Annotated in this window: 17 protein-coding genes and 1 pseudogene; 3 read left to right on the forward strand and 15 right to left on the reverse strand. The window is 36.3% G+C overall.

The genetic code is table 11. The annotated features are described in order from the left end of the window. Window positions 1-315: 315 nt before the first annotated feature. Together NFR27_RS03370 and NFR27_RS03375 are read right to left on the reverse strand one after the other, a co-directional pair. Window positions 316-1,173 (reverse strand): MerR family transcriptional regulator, encoded by an 858-nt coding sequence (locus NFR27_RS03370; RefSeq protein ID WP_251454121.1) that lies wholly within the window; start codon window positions 1,171-1,173, stop codon window positions 316-318. Between the two features lie 178 nt (window positions 1,174-1,351). Further along, window positions 1,352-1,606 (reverse strand): TonB-dependent receptor, encoded by a 255-nt coding sequence (locus NFR27_RS03375; protein ID WP_251454124.1) that lies wholly within the window; start codon window positions 1,604-1,606, stop codon window positions 1,352-1,354. Window positions 1,607-1,836: 230 nt separating this feature from the next. Between NFR27_RS03375 and NFR27_RS03380 the strand changes: the two genes are divergently transcribed. The 3 genes from NFR27_RS03380 to NFR27_RS03390 are packed head-to-tail and all read left to right on the forward strand — an operon-like array spanning window position 1,837 to window position 4,044. Continuing rightward, the gene (locus tag NFR27_RS03380; protein WP_251454127.1) at window positions 1,837-3,336 is read left to right on the forward strand and encodes a Y-family DNA polymerase; all 1,500 of its coding nucleotides are present in this window, start codon (window positions 1,837-1,839) and stop codon (window positions 3,334-3,336) included. A 53-nt stretch (window positions 3,337-3,389) separates the two neighbouring features. After that, window positions 3,390-3,755: a hypothetical protein gene (locus NFR27_RS03385; protein WP_251454130.1), complete on the forward strand. Its 366-nt coding sequence runs from the start codon at window positions 3,390-3,392 to the stop codon at window positions 3,753-3,755. Further along, window positions 3,745-4,044 (forward strand): DUF5960 family protein, encoded by a 300-nt coding sequence (locus NFR27_RS03390; protein WP_251454133.1) that lies wholly within the window; start codon window positions 3,745-3,747, stop codon window positions 4,042-4,044. The genes NFR27_RS03385 and NFR27_RS03390 overlap by 11 nt, the downstream gene beginning before the upstream one ends. 38 nt (window positions 4,045-4,082) lie before the next feature. Here NFR27_RS03390 and NFR27_RS03395 read toward each other — a convergent pair whose 3' ends face one another. The 13 genes and pseudogenes from NFR27_RS03395 to NFR27_RS03455 form a co-directional block, all read right to left on the reverse strand. Further along, a complete protein-coding gene (locus NFR27_RS03395; RefSeq protein ID WP_251454136.1) occupies window positions 4,083-4,706 on the reverse strand; it encodes a phosphatase PAP2 family protein in 624 nt (207 codons plus the stop codon). Between the two features lie 124 nt (window positions 4,707-4,830). Further along, window positions 4,831-5,526 carry a response regulator transcription factor gene (locus NFR27_RS03400; protein ID WP_251454139.1) on the reverse strand — a complete coding sequence of 232 codons (696 nt, stop codon included), beginning with the start codon at window positions 5,524-5,526 and terminating at the stop codon, window positions 4,831-4,833. Window positions 5,527-5,605: 79 nt separating this feature from the next. Continuing rightward, window positions 5,606-7,063 (reverse strand): sensor histidine kinase, encoded by a 1,458-nt coding sequence (locus NFR27_RS03405; RefSeq protein ID WP_251454142.1) that lies wholly within the window; start codon window positions 7,061-7,063, stop codon window positions 5,606-5,608. 2 nt (window positions 7,064-7,065) lie between these two features. Beyond that, entirely contained in the window at window positions 7,066-8,415 is a 1,350-nt protein-coding gene (locus NFR27_RS03410) for a cation:proton antiporter domain-containing protein (RefSeq protein ID WP_251439964.1), read from the reverse strand. An 18-nt stretch (window positions 8,416-8,433) separates the two neighbouring features. After that, complete coding sequence (locus NFR27_RS03415) at window positions 8,434-9,048, reverse strand: thiamine diphosphokinase (RefSeq protein WP_251439963.1); 615 nt, start codon at window positions 9,046-9,048, stop codon at window positions 8,434-8,436. A 170-nt stretch (window positions 9,049-9,218) separates the two neighbouring features. Then, window positions 9,219-9,638, reverse strand: a complete 420-nt coding sequence (locus NFR27_RS03420; protein ID WP_251439961.1) for a DoxX family protein — start codon at window positions 9,636-9,638, stop codon at window positions 9,219-9,221. Window positions 9,639-9,918: 280 nt separating this feature from the next. After that, window positions 9,919-10,362 (reverse strand): Rrf2 family transcriptional regulator, encoded by a 444-nt coding sequence (locus tag NFR27_RS03425; protein WP_251439959.1) that lies wholly within the window; start codon window positions 10,360-10,362, stop codon window positions 9,919-9,921. A gap of 322 nt (window positions 10,363-10,684) precedes the next feature. Continuing rightward, window positions 10,685-11,314: an NAD(P)-dependent oxidoreductase gene (locus tag NFR27_RS03430; protein ID WP_251439957.1), complete on the reverse strand. Its 630-nt coding sequence runs from the start codon at window positions 11,312-11,314 to the stop codon at window positions 10,685-10,687. 276 nt (window positions 11,315-11,590) lie between these two features. After that, window positions 11,591-12,268 carry a TerC family protein gene (locus tag NFR27_RS03435; protein WP_251439955.1) on the reverse strand — a complete coding sequence of 226 codons (678 nt, stop codon included), beginning with the start codon at window positions 12,266-12,268 and terminating at the stop codon, window positions 11,591-11,593. A gap of 70 nt (window positions 12,269-12,338) precedes the next feature. Beyond that, window positions 12,339-12,869 carry a nitroreductase gene (locus tag NFR27_RS03440; protein WP_251439953.1) on the reverse strand — a complete coding sequence of 177 codons (531 nt, stop codon included), beginning with the start codon at window positions 12,867-12,869 and terminating at the stop codon, window positions 12,339-12,341. 209 nt (window positions 12,870-13,078) lie between these two features. Then, the gene (locus NFR27_RS03445; RefSeq protein WP_251439951.1) at window positions 13,079-13,918 is read right to left on the reverse strand and encodes a pirin family protein; all 840 of its coding nucleotides are present in this window, start codon (window positions 13,916-13,918) and stop codon (window positions 13,079-13,081) included. Between the two features lie 248 nt (window positions 13,919-14,166). Next, window positions 14,167-14,742 (reverse strand): annotated as a pseudogene (locus NFR27_RS03450) (PhzF family phenazine biosynthesis protein); the annotation flags it as partial. A 114-nt stretch (window positions 14,743-14,856) separates the two neighbouring features. Next, on the reverse strand, window positions 14,857-15,897 hold the full coding sequence (locus tag NFR27_RS03455; protein WP_251439948.1) for an LLM class flavin-dependent oxidoreductase: 1,041 nt from the start codon (window positions 15,895-15,897) through the stop codon (window positions 14,857-14,859). Between the last annotated feature and the right edge of the window lie 18 nt (window positions 15,898-15,915).

Consider the following 15,915-nt stretch of genomic DNA (forward strand, 5'->3'; position numbering starts at 1 on the left):
TCTGAAATTTATATCAAATTATAGTGCTTTGTACCAGTCTTCTAGTAATTGGTTGATTAAAATTAGAATTGCCATCATAATAAAAACTTCCTTTCTTAAAATCTATTTTTACTAGATTCTATAGATTATTTCTTAACTATGATGTTATTCTAAACTATAAAGTAGCTTTATAGTCAATAGCTTTTTTGCAAAATTCCTATGAAATTTATATGAACTTTCTAAAAAGACTTTTGTTTTTACAAGAACGCATATAAAGTATCACTAGATAGCATTACTACAGGCTTTGTAACTTATACTTCTTAGCCTCCAAAATACTCATTTTTTATCGTTAAGAGGCTTCACAGGAACTTGTAACATAGAAAATACTTCATCATGCAATTCTTCATCAAAGGTCGTATCTAAAAAGCAAGCGTCCACTACATCGCCACAAACTTCATACCCTTCACTTTTAATCCACTCGAGAAGTTTATTCAGTACCGCCACATCATTAGGTCGTCCTCGTTTATAGCGGCATACATAAGCTCCTTCTGGCAACGTAACTAATGTTGATTCGAAGCCCGTTGATTCTACAGGAATTCGAATATAACAACCTCCATCTTTTAAAGGATTGTCCGTAAGCAATGCTTCTTGTTTTAACAAAGTACCAAAACTATAAGCAGGTAAAAATTCATGACTATATAAATCGCGCCACAATTCCATCGCTGTCAAATGTATATTTTGCCGATCAACCTCGCCCGTTTCAGTAGCTTGAAATGGATGAAATATAATACTCCGTGGTTTATAATGCCGTAAAAAGGGCTTTTCTTGTGGCTGTGAAACAGCTAATACAGCTTCTTTATACATATAAAGGCGCTGTTGTAAAGCTAAGCGTTTGCGCCCCAATTCCTGTAATTCACGTTCAATTTTGCCCTCTTGCGCCACTAATAATTGTAACTCTACTTCAGGATTGCGCTGATTGAGATGTTGTTGAATCTCTTTTAAACTAACCCCTAAAGATTTTAAAAAACATATCTCTCGCAATAAAGGAATTTGAATACGACTATAATAGCGATAGCCATTATCAGCTACATATACTGGTGAAAACAAACCAATTGAGTCATAATATAGCAATGTAGGCCGCGTTAAACCGTGTAATTTGGCCATATCACTGATACTAATTAAATCCTCATGCATACATGGTCTCCTCTCATTGATTACAATCTATTGTAAATAACTCTTCCTTTAAATTATTTTGAAAAGCTATCTGTTATTATAGCCTGCCGTATTTTTATTTATAGAAATTACTCTTCTCCTTTAAAAGAGCTACTATTGTACTGATATTATAACATACTCATACTATAAAGACCCTAGATTAGAAAGATACTTCTACGCCTAATTGGTAATTGCGCCCTGGCATAGTCCACCAATCGCGAGAACCACCATAGGCCACATTAGACATTTCAGCATAATATTCGTCAAAAATATTATTTACACGACCAAAGATGGTAAAATCATCATTCACTCGGTAATTAGCACTAATATTAGTAATCCAATAGGTGCTCTTAGGGAAGAAATCCTCCTTATCATCACTTACAGAACGGCCAGGTCGGTCAATCACACCACGCACATCTAAATGAGCATCCCATTTTTCATCATTATAATCTAAAGCTTATCGCAAATTAAATATTATTAGTATAACATTTGATACTTTAGTCAATTTCTACTAATATTTCCTCCATTTATAGCTCTTACCCTTCATACAATTTTTGCTCTTTATTCGCCTTAAAATCAAACAAATATATTATTGACTAAAATATTTGTTCGATGTATCATTTTAGTAGATATAAAGGAGGGAGCATGATGGGATACATTAATTATGACTTAGAGCCACGGTCTGACATTGCTTTTATCGACATGAAATCCTTTTACGCTAGTGTCGAATGTATTGAACGCGGCCTTAATCCGTTAACAACTTCACTCTGTGTTATGAGTCGTGCTGATAACTCTAAAGGTCTTATCCTAGCCTCCTCACCCACCTTCAAATATGTTTTTGGCAAACAAAATGTAAGCCGCTCCTATGATTTACCATTCGATATTGAAACGCGCCGCTTTAATATGAAACGTGCTCTGCAAGAGGGCCTTCCCATTACATCTAAATATATTAATTATATTGAAAGCTGGGCGCAACGAACCCTAATTGTGCCACCTCGTATGGGATTATACATTGTAAAAAATATCGAAATTCAGCAAATTTTTCGTGAATACGCTGCTACAGAAGATATCTGCCCTTACTCTATTGACGAAGGCTTCATTGATTTAACTCGCTCTATTAACTATTTTATCCCCCAACATCATCTATCACGCCGTGAAAAATTAGATATTATCTCTGCCAAAATTCAACATGATGTATGGCGCCGTACTGGCATTTTTAGCACTGTTGGCATGTCTAATGCCAATCCTCTACTGGCTAAATTGGCCTTAGATAATGAAGCTAAAACAACACCTATGATGCGTGCCAATTGGTCTTATGAAGATATTCCTACTAGAGTCTGGAAGCTACCTAAACTAACAGATTTTTGGGGCATCGGTCGCCGCACAGCACGCCGTTTAGAAAACTTAAAAATCTATACCATTAAGAATTTAGCCCATGCAAATCCAGATATGCTAAAAAAAGAGTTTGGCATTATTGGTGTACAGCTATGGTTTCATGCTAACGGTGTTGATGAGAGTAATGTACGAGAACCTTATAAAGTACATTCAAAAGGAATCGGTAATTCACAAATTTTACCACGTAATTATACTAAACAAACTGACATTGAATTATTATTATCTGAAATGGCCGAACAAGTAGCTATCCGCTTACGCCGCAGTCACCAGCAAGCCCAATGCGTATCACTCTACATTGGCTTTGCTAAAGATGTACCATTTAGGATAAATTCCTCAACAAGAGCTTCCCATTTCCATACACCTAGCCATGAAACTAACAATACGACTACACGTGATTCCTTTCAAGCACAAATGAAGATAGATGCTACCCAATTAACAAAAGACCTAACTAAATATGTACTCACCCTTTTTCGCAAACATTATAAAGGAGAGGCGGTACGGCAAATTGGTGTACGCTATAGCCAACTAGTGCCAGAAACCTTACAGAGCATGTCCCTCTTTGATACTCCTGAAACCATGCAAAAAGCCTATAATTTGGAGCATACCATTGATGATATTCGCTGCCAGCATGGCTTTCTTTCCGTCCAAAGGGCTTCAGCCCTCTTAGAAGCTTCCCGAGCTATTACACGCAGTAAACTCATAGGTGGTCATGCTGCTGGTGGCGCTGGTGGCTTGGATGGTCTCTTATGACTAATCGATCATATTTACCCTTCTTATCAGCACGAACCTACAAAGACCGTAAAATGGCTAAATGGATGGGATTCTTTTTATCAGATCATCAAACCGCCCTCTTACAATCTCATTTTTCATTAGAATTAGGGAATGCTATGAGTCAAGAAGAACGCTTAATCTGGCTAAGTCGCCTTTATGCACAACAATGTAAAGCTACATTTTATATTCAGGAATATTTCAAGAGTGGCTCCACTATACGACAATTACAAGGTTACATTCAAAATATAAGTTTAGAAGAAGTCATTATAAAAATAGTGCCCTCAGATTCAGATTTAAATATAACAAAAGATATAAATCTAACCTCAACATATGTCACTGTTTCATTAGACCAAATTATGCGTATTACCACCGAGGAGATGAATACCGATGAAAACTAGGGAGTTTCAACGCAATCAACTACAATTCGCCTATTTTACTCCTAACTATTTGCAATTTGAAAAGGACTTTTACGAATATTCGGCCTTAGATACACCACTAACGTTTTTAACGGATGATATTTTACAAAGCATGGCTCATTCTCAGCAGAACTTTTTTAAATTGAACAAAGAAAATGCTAAAGACAATCAAGATCATTACTTTTATTTTAAAATTCAAACAGTAGAACCTAAACGCTTAATCAGACAGTATGTATATGAAGGCCACTCTGTCTCCAAATACAAGCCTTAATTCTGCCATAGTATAATAAAAAACCAGTAAGCTATAGCTTACTGGTTCTTATTTATAGAGAATGAGTCTAGCCGTTCCACACCTAAGGGCTGTTGCAACCAATTAGGTAAATGGTGACTGTATGTCTTAAATAGCCAGCAACAAGTATAAACACTTAGGCCACCTATTAAAACACCAAGTAGTGTACCAACTAATACGTCCGTAGGATAATGTACATATAAATATATGCGGGAAAATCCCATAATAATAGCACTACCAAGGATTATATATCGACCAGGAATTCTCTCTAGCATTAATATGGTAGCCATGGCAAAAGACGACCAGGTATGCCCCGATGGAAACGAATATCCCTGTGGGGCTGTAATTAATAATTGCACAGCTGAGTCCCACTCAAAGGGTCGCAAACGCCCTACTAAAGGCTTAATTCCTAAATTACAAATTAAAAAGCCTATGCCTAACGCTAATACAATAGCCACCCCGGTTTTACGATATGCAGAGTTCCAAAGTAAGTAGGCCCCTATAATCAGCCAAATAAAGCCACTGTCACCTAATGTAGTAATACTAATCATTAATGAATCTAACCACGCTGTGTGCCAGTGTAACCAAATATAATTTAAAATAGCAAAATCAAATTGCTGAATATCATTGAACACGCTATGCATTATATACCTCCTTGTAGGCTATTCTGCCAATCATAATAGCCAGTATACCGGAGGATGTTAAACTCCATTTACATCAAATATAAACAATTGTTAAACATTTAATCTTAATGCCAGCCTAATTGCTCTATAATTTAAACCGATACCCTGCGCCCCATACAGTTTCAATATATCGGGGATTACTTGGATCATCTTCAATCTTTTCACGCAACCGATTAATATGAACAGGAATTGTCGCTACATCACCAATAGCATCAAAGCCCCAAATCCGCTCATATAAAGTTTCTTTATCAAAAACTAAATCACCATTTCGTACTAAAAATAATAAAAGTTCATATTCTTTATTTTTTAAAGTAATTTCTTCATTGCGGACAAATACACGATGTGAGCCAGGTTGGATTCTTAAGTGACCGACTTGAATTTCAGCTAAAGTTTCTTTTCGGGGACTCTGCTTTAACCGATCATATTGTGCTAAATTAGCCTTTACCCGCGCTACTAAAATACTTGGTGAAAAAGGTTTTTCAATATAATCATCAGCACCAAGTCCTAACCCACGGATTTTATCAATGTCTTCTTGTTTAGCTGTTACTAATAAAATAGGAATATCTAATGTTTCACGAAGTTGCTTGCAAATAGTAAAGCCGTCCAACGTAGGTAGCATCACATCCAATAATATTAAATCAAATTTACCTGTCAAAGCCTGCTTTAATCCGACTTCCCCATCATGAGCTAAAACTACCTCAAACTGACTAAGTTCTAAATAGTCTCGTTCAATTTCTGCAATGGCTTGATCATCTTCAATGATTAAAATCTGTTTAGCCACAATATATCCTCCTTCTTCACTTTTTAATGCACGTCTTCACTTTTACTGCTCTTTTCACTTTTACTGCTCTTTTTCACTTTTAATGTGCTTTTTCATATATAGGGAATTTCATAGTAATTTGTAAACCATGGGGAACCACTGCCTCAGCGCTAATGGTTCCCTTCATTTGTTGAACCATTTTCTTAACAATAGCCAAACCTAAACCACTACCTGCATGGGGATTACTACGAGCTGCATCATCGCGATAAAACACTTCAAACAAGCGCTCCATATTAGCTGCTGTCGTACCAGGTCCATCATCAGCTAAAGAAATCGTAACAAAATTATCTCGACTTTCACAACGCATGTATAGGTGTCCCCTATTCTTTGTTTTATATTTTACACTATTATCTGCAATATTTAATAAAATATGGCGAATTTGAAATGGATCTGCCCATACTGTAAAGTTATCGCCAACTAACTCATACTGTAACTGCAAACCTTTATTTTCATAGGCTACACTTTCATTGCGTACAAAATTTGCAATCTCTTGCCCCATATCTACTTCTTCTGGGTAATTAGGATAATCATCCATTTCCATTTTAGAAAACGTAAATAAATTGCTAATCATTCGCTCCATTTCATCAGCCTTAGTTTGAATCATGCGGATATATTTAGCTTCTAATTCAGGTGTTGTAGCAATGCCATCTTGAATACCTTCTGCGTATGCTTTAATCGACGTTAAGGGGGAACGCAAATCATGAGATATACCAGCCAACAACTCTTTTCGATTCTCTTCTTGCTTTTGAATAAGCTCAACTGATTCTTTAAGACGACGAGCCATTTCATTAAAATCTTCACAAATAGGCGCAAATTCATCACGCCCCTCATAAGAAAGTTTTACTTCTAAATTTCCATCACGAATTTGGCGAACGCCTTTCGCTAATAAATCAAGTGCACTGCGAATCCGTTGAAATACAAACCGAGTTAAGAAGCGATTTGCAAAAATAACGCCAACAATGACAACGGCAAAAATAAAAATCAAAGTCCATTTAACCGTATCTTTAGCGGGCCATACATGAGGCTGTATTTCAGAGCCAAAAATATACACTCTATAAGTACCATACAAGGTCTGTATATCTCGCAAGGCTACAGCATGTGTCCCCACCGAAATAATGCCTCTATCTTCTAACTGCTCCGCTAATGTTTGTAAATAATTCGTATAAGTGTTAGGCTCCTCGCCCCAAACCCATAACTTCTCTTGTGGATCTTCAATACATACAGTATAGCCTGTTAGTAGGCGCAACGAACTACCTACCTCAGATAGTCTAGGATCTCGACCTTGCGCGGATGTTTCATTTAACTTACCTTCGATTTGTGTCAGTAAAAACGAACTTGTTTTTTCAAAGTCATCTAAATCGCGCACTCCAATATTATTTTCTTGTACAAGAGGAACCCAAAGAGCCGTAATCGTAAAAAAGCTAATAACAAAAGCAATTAACACAGGAATACCAATCATCAAGAAGTTAGATATAGTAAGTCGTTGTTTAATCGTCATTTCTATTGCTCCTGTCCATCATATGTAAGCCAGCGTGTATAAAAATAGTCCATACAAATAGCACCAATCGGTGATGTAATTACAATGGCCATTGCGGAAGCGGCTAATACTAAAGGCCCACTAGCTAAACCTAATGCTAAGGGAATTCCTCCAATCGCAGCTTGCACTGTAGCTTTTGGCGCATAAGAAATAGCACAATATGCTCGTTCTTTTCGATTCAACGGCGTCTTCCATAAGGAAATTACCACACCTATAGTGCGCCCTACTAAACCTAATCCAATAACTGCCATTAAAATGCCACTCATGCTAAGCATATATGTTGTATCAATAGCAGCGCCTACAAGTACAAATAAAATGATTTCTACAGGAATCCAAAGTTGGTTAACCATCCGGTTAAGTCCTTGCCCTAATTCATAAGGAACTTGTCCCTTAACCACACTAGCCATAACCATGACGGCCAATAGCCCCGAAATAGAAATAATAGACTTTAACCAATTCCCCAAAGCTACTAAAACAAATGCAGTGGCAACAATAAGGGTTAATAGTAAGGTAGCTTGCTGTGGCGTCATCATATAGGTCTTCATAGCCTTAGCTTGATTACCTTCTTTATTCTCTTTTGCAGAATTAATAGCTTCTTCTTTTAATAAGTTCTGACTCACTTTTAATACCTTTGCTTTGGCTATAGTAGGCGCACTAGGGCTCATAATTTTCGCAATATAAGCTAATAATACACCACTTAATACACCTAAAAGAATACCACCTAATAAAGCGATAGGAACTTGTGCCATAGCTTCTAATGCCCCTATGCCATCAGGCGTTTCCACATGGGCCTCTACCAAAGTTAACACGAGCGAAAAAACTACAACAACTACAATATCTTCTAATGACGAGGCCACCATAATAAGTTGAGGAATTTTTTTAGCAATCCCGTACCGCTGCTCAATTAAATGAATCATGCGAAATACAACAACAGCTGGTGAAACGGCACATACAGCCGTTGCAAGTAATAAAGCTTCTAGCCCATGTAATTCAAAAACAGTAAGCCCCAAATATGTTAATACAATAAGCTCTAACAGCACAGGCACAGTCGCCATCATAAGTAATGGACGACCTAAGTTCCAAATATCTCGCAAGTTAATAGCTAACCCCGCCTTAACTAGAATTAAAATAAGTGCCATTTGCCGTAAATCTGGCGAAATAGTTAGCATTGTACTATCTAACCAATTATAGCCTTGTGGCCCTAATATAAGACCGGCCACCATAAGCCCTATAATCGTAGGCAGTTGAATACGGCGGCACAGCCCTGCTAGGGCTGCCCCACCTAATAAAATAAAACCTAAAGAGGTTAACACACTAAGACCTCCTAATCTTTATATATTCACCATAGATACCATTAAAACCCCTTCGCCTACTTTAATATGAGCGGTACCTTTCCATTCATTACTCACACCAATAGGAAAAGTATTTTTTAACGTAGCCTCTTTCAACTCATAAGTAGTGCCTGTTACTGTCACATTTTTACACTCATCAGTCATAGCTAATACTGACAAAGAACAATCTTCTCTTGGCTCAATAATAAGTTCTCCATGATTAATAAAATAGCTATCTGTATCATGGTTTACCATACGCACAACCGCACCTCGGCTAGCCGCATACATAGCCGCTTGCACATTGCCCATTAAATGATCAAAACGTCCACCAAATGCACAATACAACGTTAAGTCTAAATACTCATTATCTAATGCATACCGAATGGCTGCCATCGTATCAGTATCATCTTTCATAGTAGGCAAATCAAGAATCGGTATCCCCGCTGTCACAGCCCCATGATATGAGTCAAAATCACCGACTATCAAATTAGGTTCTAAATTATATTCTTTTAAATAGGCATAGCCTCTATCACAAGCAATAATAAAATCAGCTGTATCAATCCCGTCTAAGGTAGAAAATAAACCACCTAATACAATGGCACAATGTTTTTTCATAGCTGCTCTCCTAAGTATATACTAATATATGACCTACTATACACTAAACAGAGAGAGAATGAAATAGATATTACAAAAGAACTTTTAATATTTGTTAAATTTTTCTTAAATTAAAAACAGGCCCTACTAATAGAGCCTGCTTTTCGAGGAATTTTTTATTTATTTTGTTTTTATTTTTTATGCGCTAATTTATAGTCCATACTAAAGCGACCAGGTCCAGCAATTAACAGCATAATAGCACCAAACATCATTTGTGATGGATAGTCCCAAGCCAAGAAACCCTTACCTAGTTCTAATACCGTAGCTACAAATAAAGTACCAATAATCATTAAGGAGCCTAGACGAGTTGCCAATCCTAAAACAAGCAACAGGCCACCTAATAATTCGGCTGTGGCAGCCATAAAACCTAATACAAGATATCCACCAGTAATGCCAAATATTCCTAGCATACTGCCTACACCATATAAGGCTTGCTCACCGCCAGCAAACTTAAAATAGCCATGAGCCATCATAGATAAACCAAATACAATACGATAAAATAATAAGCCACTATCCTGATAACGGAATAAATTTTTCAATAATACATTCATGCTTTACAACTCTCTTTCAAACTTTATTTAACACACAAAATAACAATCTATCGTTGTTTGAGCTCTACAACTAGTAACATCTTTAATTACAAGTAAATTATATAGCAATTAAGTTGTAATGTCAACACATACATCTTAGATTTGTTATTCATTTTCAATATTTTTATTATAAAAAAGGCGCATGATAATTCATGCGCCTTGTCATTTACTACTTTATTCAATTAGTAGCATTTACTATACACACCACTATTGCAGCATATATCAGCTACGCTAAAGAATACTATTGAGCATCCTTTTCAATTTGAGCCTCTGCATCTTCAATTACAGACGCCAAAGTAATACTCTGTAGCTCATTCTCCAATGCATTTTGAATTTGTACCAAGCGATGATCTAACACATCATGAATATGATTCCCTACCGGACAATCCTTAGCTGGATTTTCATGAAAACTAAATAATTGACCATTATCCAAGGACTCTACAGCATTAAAAATATCTAATAAAGTAATCTCTGATGGACATTTAGCAATCTTAATCCCCGAACTCCCTTGACGAGAATCCACAAGGCCATGAGCCTTAAGCATAAGGACAATATTGCGGATAATAACAGGATTTACATTAATACTACCAGCCAAAAATTTGCTGGTCACTTTATAATTTTTTTCAGCAATAGCAATGCAAGTAAAAATATGAACCGCTATAGTAAAACGACTTGATATTTGCATATCATGCCCTCCTCAATTCATGTTACATAATGTGAAGGTACTTCACCTATTTATACTATGGTAAGCTAATCCCGCTTCTTAGATTAGTTCAATACAACCTTGTAATATTAAATATTACATTTTAAGTATAACACGAATTAATATAATTTACTATAGCTGTTCCTATTTGCCTCCTAATTTAAAGAATATAAGCTGAAATATATACTCCAAATAATCTAAAATATATACACTATAAGGTAAAGCTAATAAAACTATAAAGCGAATAAAACTATATGCTAAACTATACACTAAAATATATACTTAATGATCTAAAGCCTATATTTTATTTGCCAACTACACTAATCCGTTGCTGTACATGATGCCCTTTTTCAATTTCATCGACCAAAGCCATGGCGTAATCAGCATAACTAACTACACTTTCACCTCGTTCATTAAGAGTAAACTCTTCACCACTTAATATATATTCACCAGTACGCTTGCCGTCCGCTTCAAATTCTGCAGCAGGACTAACGAATGTCCACTTTACATCATGTCTTTTACGAAGTGCTACTAATTCATCAGCCTGTGCTTTAGCTAATGGATAATATTCCTTAGGAAATTCTGGCGTATCTAATAGCTGCATTGTATGTTCTTTATTTACATACAAGCTACCAGCCCCACCAACAACTAATAAACGAGTGTCCGTATTAGCTACAGCATCTGCTAGATGCATTAATGACTGTGTATGCAGATCTAAAGTATCTGGTGAAAACGTACCAAATGCATCAACAACAGCATCAAATCCAGCTAAATCAGCCGCCGTAATATCAAAAATATCTTTTTGTACAAACTGCTTAGCATCAGATTTATTTTCACTCCGTGCGAAACCAGTTACCTCAAATCCACGACGAAGAGCCTCTGCGACTACCAAACGCCCTACTTTACCATTAGAACTTACTACTGCAATTTTCATAATATAACCTCCTACGATATACATCAAAAATTCGTTTATTGCAAGATTACTTATGAGCCCTTACTAACTAGCTACATCATGTATCGTAATCTCGCACCAGCATGTAACTTTATACATTACATGTTAATTGTAGCTAACCTAAGTTGTAATGTCAATATTTACATTTTGTATATAGCTAAATAAATGTTGTTGTATTTTCACACTAAAAACGACTCCTACGATAATACATCGCTAGGAGTCGCTCATACTTTTAAGTATCTACAACTTGATATACACTTATTTTTCTGTAGTTTTAGATTTTCTCATACGTTTTACCATAAGAGCCGCTATTACGACTAATACAACGCCAGCAATTTCAATTACGCGCTCATAGCCCATAATATAAGGTTTCAAGAATGGCTCTGCAGTTACCATTTCACTAGCTACCCACGCTAATAAACTACCACCAATCCAAAGAATAATTGGGTATTTATTAATGATACGTGCTAGTAAACGAGATCCATAAATCAAAAGTGGAACCGTAATTAACATCCCTACAATGACTAATTCAAGATGACCTTTAGCCGCACCAACTACCCCAATTACATTATCTATACTCATCATAGCATCGGCAATAATAATCGTAGTGATAGCCCCTCGCAAAGAATCCTTACTTTCAATATTAGCATCATCATCATCGCCAATGAGTAAATGAAAGGCAATCCATAACAAGACTAAGCCGCCAATAAAGTGAAGGCCGGGTATAAATTCTAAGGCTTCTACTAAAATGGTAGCAAAAATTAATCGCATAGCAATGGCCCCAAAAGTGCCCCACATAATTGCTTTTTCTCGTAACTTAGGCTCTAACTTACTAACAGCCATCCCAATAACAACGGCATTATCACCGGCTAGCAAAATATCCACTACAATAATTTTGCCAATCATAATCCATGTACTTACTTCTAAAAACTCCATATATACCACCATTCTATGTATAAACTGCGTTGTTCTTAACGTGTTACTTTATATGCAATGTGTCATAATCTCATTCTACATAATATACCCAAGAATCCTTACGAGGACTTGCTTTTGGCTCTTTACCATTCACATAACCAATGACACAATGACCGATACCTACATATTCACCAGTAATACCTAAAGATTTTAATAAAGCCTGCCCTTCAAAGGATTCAAATTCTTCCTTAGCGCGATGAATCCAGCAACTCCCTAAGCCTAGAGCATGAGCTGCCAACATTAAATTACCCATGACCAAGGAACCATCATAAACATGTGTAGGTCTTTCTTTAGCCGCTAATACAATTAAAACAACAGGTGCACCATAAAAAGGATCCATGTCAGTACCCATAAGCTGTGCATTTCGCTTAGCTAGTTGGTCCCGCAATTCTTTATTTGTTACGGCCACAATGATAGGTGACTGCTTCCCCATACCAGAAGCGGCATAAGTACCAGCTTTTACTATTTTCTCAATCAATTCTTTTGGCACTGCATCTGGTTTAAAATTACGAATACTCCGCCTTGTTTCAATTAGTTGCAACATATCATCTGCTAACGCCATTTATACTCATCTCCTCAAGGTCTTTTAATGGCCTATTACGTCTCCAAGGTTAAAATAATGCTTATTATTTTACAATGAACCATTCTATTTATTAACAAAAGTCTCTTTTCATTCTATCACAATTTCTCTATAGAAAGTAATACATTATGTCTAATTTTATGAAAACTAAAAATAGCCCCTGCTTACTGCAAGGGCTTAATAAATTTACCTCAATATTCAACTTTATCTTTTATAAATGTGCCATTACGTAATTCTGCAAACGCTTGTTGCACTTCATCTTGTGTATTCATTACAATTGGTCCCGCCCAAGCTGCTGGTTCATGCAATGCTTTAGAACTAATATATAAGACTTGGCCAGCCTTATCGCCCATTTTCAAAGTTACTTCTGTACCTGCGGTCAATTTAACAGCTGTTTTTTCTTCTATAAACTCACCATTTACATATATATTACCTAATAAAGTAAAGAGCATAACGGAATCTTCTTCTTCGGACTCAATGGTAATATTAGCCTCTGCTGCCATATGCACATCATAATAATCTAATGGTAAATGTTCACCTTTATAACCTTGATGATCTTTATATTTACCTGCCAATAAACGAATTTTACCACCTTCAAAAGGTATTTCTTCAATATCAGCCCGCTTTATAGAATGATAACTTGGTTTACTCATCTTTTCAGCTTGTGGCAAATTTAACCATAACTGAACCCCTAATAAACGATCTGATGCTGGCACCATTTCTTCATGTAAAATACCAGAGCCAGAATTCATCCATTGTACTTCACCATCAGAAATACCTTCTTCATTACCTAAGCTATCCCGATGAACCATTCTACCTTGTGAAACATAACTAATCGTCTCAATCCCACGATGTGGATGCATTGGAAAACCAGCTGTATATTCTTCTGGATTTATACTATCAAAAGAATCTAGCATCAAAATAGGATCAAACTCTTCAATTGTATTATTGCCCAAAACACGTACTAAACTCACGCCAGCACCATCTTGTGTTCTAAAACCTTTTACTTTAGTTTTTATTTTACGTTCCATATTTACGTACCTCTCTTTAAATAGTATTCTTTTTTGCTAACCTTGCTACTATAACAAATAATCTGATACTTATTTTTTATATTTTAGTGCAAATTTATTTCAACCTCGCACAATTATATCTAATTAGATATAATTGATGTAGTTATATTATAGTATATCTTTTACTCCATGTAAATAGAGACTTGTAACGATTACTAAGTAACCATTACAAGCCTCTTATCGCCTAACTATTCTTATATCCTTATATTTTATAGCCAATCTCCACTTGCTACAATATGACAAGTGCCACCCACCTCAATTACCCATTCATCAGTAGACTTATATTGAGCATGCACTTGCAAGACAGAAACACGTCCCATATCCTCCCCTTGATACACTGTATAAGTAATATCTGAAGCGTTGAAATAATTATGATGTAATAAATAGCCTGCTAAATCTCCATTAGCGCTCCCTGTCGCAGGATCCTCTACAAAGTCTTCCATTAAACAGCGAGCCGATAATTGCGTCGCACCTTCTTGCACAAAGAAAAGATGATTACAATTACAAGCAGGATGTTTATCAACATAGGTCTTAAATGCCTCTTTATTTACTTTCACTGCCCGCAAAGCTTCTCTTGAAGTCAGTGGTATAATCACAGCTTCTAAGCCTGTGCTCACCCATTGTACAGGAAATTCATTAGCTATATCAGCGTCTATAATTCCAAAAATAGAGGCAATTTCACGTTTATCAATACATTCACCAAAAGTAGGTGCCTTCTGGCTCATAGTCAATGTATCGCCCTTAATTGCTACTGGAATTTGACCGACTTTTAAATTTAAAATAACGTCCTCTGATCGCCCTCCTTTGCTTAATTATAGCAAAAACAACTATAAAGACATACTAATTCATAAAAAACTGTAGCAACCTCTCCCAAAAGAGGTTTGCTACAGCTTTTTATTTTATCTATTTTTTACTACATCAGCTAATAATTGATAGGAGTGAATTTGCGCCTTTGTATCATAAATTAGGCTATTAGCCATAATTTCTTCAAACTCTACGCGCTGTTGTAACTCTTTCAGCTGTTCGTTAGCCGTCTTAGGACTACCAATTAAAGAAACTGAAGCCATTTGTCTTACAATCGCTTGTTCTCTAAATGCTAAATCTTCCGCTCTAAAAGAAATCGGTCCAAAATGAGGTGCTGTTCTAGCCGCTACATAATTATCCCAGATTTCATCTTCTGAATTAACTGGCGGTTGCAACCCTTTGCGACTATTAGTTACAACGCCTAAAAAACTCTGTGTCTGCGTTGTTGCTAACCGAATAGCTTCTTCATCGCTATCCGCTAAAATCGCATTAAGGCCTAAAATAACATACGGTTTATCTAATACATCAGATGGTTTAAAACGTTCTCTATAAATAGCAATTGCATCTTCCATCATAGTTGGTGCAAAGTGAGCTGCAAAGGAATATGGCAGACCTAATTCAGCCGCCAAATACGCACTATCTGTACTAGAACCTAAAATATAAAATGGTACATCAATACCAGCAGCAGGATACGCATGTACTGGATTGGTATCATTAAAATAGCCTTTTAACTCGTCTAACTCACTAGCAAAATCTGTATATAAATTTTGAGTGCGACGCAAAGCTCGTGCTGTTACTTGATCAGTACCAGGCGCTCTACCAAGACCTAAGTCTACACGATTCGGATATAAAGTTTCTAAGGTACCATATTGCTCTGCCACAATATAAGGACTATGGTTTGGAAGCATTACCCCTCCAGAGCCTACCCGAATAGACTTTGTATTTGCTAGTGTATGTTGAATTAACAATTGTGTAGCGCTACTGCCTATGTTCTTCATATTATGATGTTCTGCAATCCAATACCGTTCATAGCCAAAACTTTCAACTTGTTTTGCCAATTCGGTCATATCTTGAAACGCTTCACTATGTGTTTGTCCTTCTCTCAAAGGAACTAAATTTAAAACAGATACTTTCATAGCTGCCTCCTGTTTAAG

The organism is Veillonella intestinalis, from assembly GCF_943192895.1.
GTDB classification, from domain to species: Bacteria; Bacillota; Negativicutes; order Veillonellales; family Veillonellaceae; genus Veillonella_A; species Veillonella_A intestinalis.

Excerpts from the sequence above, each read along its gene's own strand:
- NFR27_RS03370 (WP_251454121.1), bottom strand. The coding sequence starts at position 1,173 with ATGCATGAGGATTTAATTAGTATCAGTGATATGGCCAAATTACACGGT.
- NFR27_RS03380 (WP_251454127.1), top strand. The coding sequence starts at position 1,837 with ATGATGGGATACATTAATTATGACTTAGAGCCACGGTCTGACATTGCT.
- NFR27_RS03385 (WP_251454130.1), top strand. The coding sequence starts at position 3,390 with ATGGCTAAATGGATGGGATTCTTTTTATCAGATCATCAAACCGCCCTC.
- NFR27_RS03390 (WP_251454133.1), top strand. The coding sequence starts at position 3,745 with ATGAAAACTAGGGAGTTTCAACGCAATCAACTACAATTCGCCTATTTT.
- NFR27_RS03395 (WP_251454136.1), bottom strand. The coding sequence starts at position 4,706 with ATGCATAGCGTGTTCAATGATATTCAGCAATTTGATTTTGCTATTTTA.
- NFR27_RS03405 (WP_251454142.1), bottom strand. The coding sequence starts at position 7,063 with ATGACGATTAAACAACGACTTACTATATCTAACTTCTTGATGATTGGT.
- NFR27_RS03415 (WP_251439963.1), bottom strand. The coding sequence starts at position 9,048 with ATGAAAAAACATTGTGCCATTGTATTAGGTGGTTTATTTTCTACCTTA.
- NFR27_RS03420 (WP_251439961.1), bottom strand. The coding sequence starts at position 9,638 with ATGAATGTATTATTGAAAAATTTATTCCGTTATCAGGATAGTGGCTTA.
- NFR27_RS03425 (WP_251439959.1), bottom strand. The coding sequence starts at position 10,362 with ATGCAAATATCAAGTCGTTTTACTATAGCGGTTCATATTTTTACTTGC.
- NFR27_RS03430 (WP_251439957.1), bottom strand. The coding sequence starts at position 11,314 with ATGAAAATTGCAGTAGTAAGTTCTAATGGTAAAGTAGGGCGTTTGGTA.
- NFR27_RS03435 (WP_251439955.1), bottom strand. The coding sequence starts at position 12,268 with ATGGAGTTTTTAGAAGTAAGTACATGGATTATGATTGGCAAAATTATT.
- NFR27_RS03440 (WP_251439953.1), bottom strand. The coding sequence starts at position 12,869 with ATGGCGTTAGCAGATGATATGTTGCAACTAATTGAAACAAGGCGGAGT.
- NFR27_RS03445 (WP_251439951.1), bottom strand. The coding sequence starts at position 13,918 with ATGGAACGTAAAATAAAAACTAAAGTAAAAGGTTTTAGAACACAAGAT.
- NFR27_RS03455 (WP_251439948.1), bottom strand. The coding sequence starts at position 15,897 with ATGAAAGTATCTGTTTTAAATTTAGTTCCTTTGAGAGAAGGACAAACA.